Here is a 4,688-nt window from a genome sequence, read left to right as displayed (position 1 = left end):
ATCGGTCAAGTGTTGGCGAATACGAGTACCACTTGGCGTAATGCAGACTGTGATGGTGACGGAGTAACAAACTATAACGAAGCCACAGGCGCAGATGGAAATCCAGCGACGTTAGCAGATAACACAGATCCACTGAGTGCCTGTAGCTTAAACTTAGGGCAAGTGACTTTAGTAGCGACAAGTACAGGCGACTGTGATGGTGATGGTGTAACGAATAAGGATGAGATTAATGGTATTGATGACAATCCATTAACGCCTGCCGACAACACGAATCCAAATGATGGATGTAGTTACAACAAAGTAGACCAAGTGTTTGCGAATACTAGCATAGCATGGAAAGCATTAGACTGTGATAAGGATGGTAATCCAAACGGCACCGATCCGAACCCACAAGCAGCAACAGCGGCAAACGATGCTTTAACAGCCCCATTTGGCTTAACGAGTACAGTAAGTGTATTATCGAATGATGACTTCTTACCAGTGTTGAGCAATGTAGTTACGAGAACAGGTGGTACAGCAACCGGAACCGTAGTGTTTGCACCAACAACAGGTATCATGAGTTACACTCCATCAGCGACAGAGCCAGGAGGAACGAATGTAACAGTTGTTTACCAAGTATGTAACACCTTGGTGACACCACAAGTATGTGCTAGTGCGACAGTAACGATAAGTGTACCAGCAGCAGGAGACCAAGATGGGGATGGCGATCCAGACAACACGGATCCACAACCAACGAACTCATGTGTATGGGGCATCGGTCAAGTGTTGGCGAATACGAGTACTACTTGGCGTAATACAGACTGTGATGGTGATGGAGTAACAAACTATAACGAAGCCACAGGCGCAGATGGAAACCCAGCGACGTTAGCAGACAACACAGATCCACTGAGTGCCTGTAGCTTAAACTTAGGACAAGTGACTTTAGTAGCGACAAGTACAGGCGACTGTGATGGTGATGGTGTAACGAACAAGGATGAGATTAATGGTATTGATGATAATCCATTAACGACGGCCGATAATACCAATCCAAATGATGGATGTAGTTACAACAAAGTAGACCAAGTGTTTGCGAATACTAGTATAGCATGGAAAGCATTAGACTGTGATAAGGATGGTAATCCAAACGGCACGGATCCAAACCCACAAGCAGCTACAGCGGCAAATGATGCTCTAACAGCCCCATTTGGCCTAACGAGTACAGTAAGTGTGTTGTCGAATGATGATTTCTTACCAGTATTGGGCAATGTAGTTACGAGAACAGGTGGTACAGCAACCGGAACCGTAGTGTTTGCACCAACGACAGGTATCATGAGTTATACTCCATCAGCGACAGAGCCAGGAGGAACGAATGTAACAGTTGTATACCAAGTATGTAACACCTTGGTGACACCACAAGTATGTGCTAGTGCGACAGTAACGATAAGTGTACCAGCAGCAGGAGACCAAGATGGGGATGGCGATCCAGACAACACGGATCCACAACCAACGAACTCATGTGTATGGGGCATCGGTCAAGTGTTGGCGAATACGAGTACCACTTGGCGTAATGCAGACTGTGATGGTGATGGAGTAACAAACTATAACGAAGCCACAGGCGCAGATGGAAACCCAGCGACGTTAGCAGACAACACAGATCCACTGAGTGCCTGTAGCTTAAACTTAGGGCAAGTGACTTTAGTAGCGACAAGTACAGGAGACTGTGATGGTGATGGCGTAACGAATAAGGATGAGATTAATGGTATTGATGACAATCCATTAACGACGGCCGATAATACGAATCCAAATGATGGATGTAGTTACAACAAAGTAGACCAAGTGTTTGCGAATACTAGTATAGCATGGAAAGCATTAGACTGTGATAAGGATGGCAATCCAAATGGCACGGATCCAAATCCACAAGCAGCTACAGCGGCAAACGATGCTCTAACAGCCCCATTTGGCTTAACGAGTACAGTAAGTGTATTATCGAATGATGACTTCTTACCAGTATTGGGCAATGTAGTTACGAGAACAGGAGGTACAGCAACCGGAACCGTAGTGTTTGCACCAACAACAGGTATCATGAGTTATACTCCATCAGCTACAGAGCCAGGAGGAACGAATGTAACAGTTGTATACCAAGTATGTAACACCTTGGTGACACCACAAGTATGTGCTAGTGCGACAGTAACGATTAGTGTACCAGCAGCAGGAGACCAAGACGGCGATGGCGATCCAGATAACACGGATCCACAACCAACGAACTCATGTGTATGGGGCATCGGTCAAGTGTTAGCGAATACGAGTACCACTTGGCGTAATGCAGACTGTGATGGTGACGGAGTAACAAACTATAACGAAGCCACAGGCGCAGATGGAAATCCAGCGACGTTAGCAGATAACACAGATCCACTGAGTGCCTGTAGCTTAAACTTAGGGCAAGTGACTTTAGTAGCGACAAGTACAGGCGACTGTGATGGTGATGGTGTAACGAATAAGGATGAGATTAATGGTATTGATGACAATCCATTAACGCCTGCCGACAACACGAATCCAAATGATGGATGTAGTTACAACAAAGTAGACCAAGTGTTTGCGAATACTAGCATAGCATGGAAAGCATTAGACTGTGATAAGGATGGTAATCCAAACGGCACCGATCCAAACCCACAAGCAGCAACAGCGGCAAACGATGCTTTAACAGCCCCATTTGGCCTAACGAGTACAGTAAGTGTATTATCGAATGATGACTTCTTACCAGTGTTGAGCAATGTAGTTACGAGAACAGGAGGTACAGCAACCGGAACCGTAGTGTTTGCACCAACAACAGGTATCATGAGTTACACTCCATCAGCGACAGAGCCAGGAGGAACGAATGTAACAGTTGTTTACCAAGTATGTAACACCTTGGTGACACCACAAGTATGTGCTAGTGCGACAGTAACGATTAGTGTACCAGCAGCAGGAGACCAAGATGGGGATGGCGATCCAGACAACACGGATCCACAACCAACGAACTCATGTGTATGGGGCATCGGTCAAGTGTTGGCGAATACGACAACTGCTTGGCGCAACGCAGACTGTGATGGTGACGGAGTAACAAACTATAACGAAGCGACAGGACCAGATGGAAACCCAGCGACGTTAGCAGACAACACAGATCCACTGAGTGCTTGTAGCTTAAACTTAGGACAAGTGACCTTAGTAGCGACAAGTACAGGCGACTGTGATGGTGATGGTGTAACGAATAAGGATGAGATTAATGGTATTGATGACAATCCATTAACGCCTGCCGATAATACCAATCCAAATGATGGATGTAGTTACAACAAAGTAGACCAAGTGTTTGCGAATACTAGCATAGCATGGAAAGCATTAGACTGTGATAAGGATGGTAATCCAAACGGCACGGATCCAAATCCACAAGCAGCAACAGCGGCAAATGATGCTCTAACAGCCCCATTTGGCTTAACGAGTACAGTAAGTGTGTTGTCGAATGATGACTTCTTACCAGTATTGGGCAATGTAGTTACGAGAACAGGAGGTACAGCAACCGGAACCGTAGTGTTTGCACCAACAACAGGTATCATGAGTTATACTCCATCAGCGACAGAGCCAGGAGGAACGAATGTAACAGTTGTATACCAAGTATGTAACACCTTGGTGACACCACAAGTATGTGCTAGTGCTACAGTAACGATTAGTGTACCAGCAGCAGGAGACCAAGACGGCGATGGCGATCCAGATAACACGGATCCACAACCAACGAACTCATGTGTATGGGGCATCGGTCAAGTGTTGGCGAATACGAGTACCACTTGGCGTAATGCAGACTGTGATGGTGACGGAGTAACAAACTATAACGAAGCCACAGGCGCAGATGGAAATCCAGCGACGTTAGCAGACAACACAGATCCACTGAGTGCCTGTAGCTTAAACTTAGGACAAGTGACTTTAGTAGCGACAAGTACAGGCGACTGTGATGGTGATGGTGTAACGAATAAGGATGAGATTAATGGTATTGATGATAATCCATTAACGACGGCCGATAATACCAATCCAAATGATGGATGTAGTTACAACAAAGTAGACCAAGTGTTTGCGAATACTAGCATAGCATGGAAAGCATTAGACTGTGATAAGGATGGTAATCCAAACGGCACGGATCCAAACCCACAAGCAGCAACAGCGGCAAACGATGCTCTAACAGCCCCATTTGGCTTAACGAGTACAGTAAGTGTGTTATCGAATGATGACTTCTTACCAGTATTGGGCAATGTAATTACGAGAACAGGAGGTACAGCAAGTGGAGTAGCAGTATTTGCACCAACGACAGGTGTGTTAAGCTATACACCAACTGTGAGCGAGCCAGGTACAACCGTAACAGTTGTTTACCAAGTATGTAACACCTTAGTTACACCACAGGTATGTGCTAATGCAACAGTAACGATAACAGTACCAGCAGCACCACGTTTAAGTATCGCAAAAGCAGCTCCAAGTGGCTCAATAAATGCCTTTGACAACTTTACTTACACTATTACCGTGAGTAATCTTGGAAGTGCAGCTACAACTGGCACGATTACTGTTAAAGATACATTACAAAGTGGCCTAAGCTTTGTATCATCAAGTACAGCCACAGGTTGGAGCTGTAGTTCGTCAGGCCAAGTAGTAACATGTACACGAACTAGCAGTATTCCATCAGGAAGCAA

The 4,688-nt window shown here is 45.5% G+C and carries 1 pseudogene; it reads left to right on the top strand.

Going from position 1 to position 4,688, the window contains the following annotated elements:
• A pseudogene (locus tag QM524_RS25825) lies at positions 1-4,688 on the top strand (hypothetical protein); the annotation flags it as partial.

Origin of the sequence: Flectobacillus roseus, assembly GCF_030056595.1 — a bacterium.
GTDB classification, from domain to species: Bacteria; Bacteroidota; Bacteroidia; order Cytophagales; family Spirosomataceae; genus Flectobacillus; species Flectobacillus roseus.
Note: the sequence above shows the minus strand (reverse complement) of the source record. Positions and strands in the feature narration are given on the sequence as shown.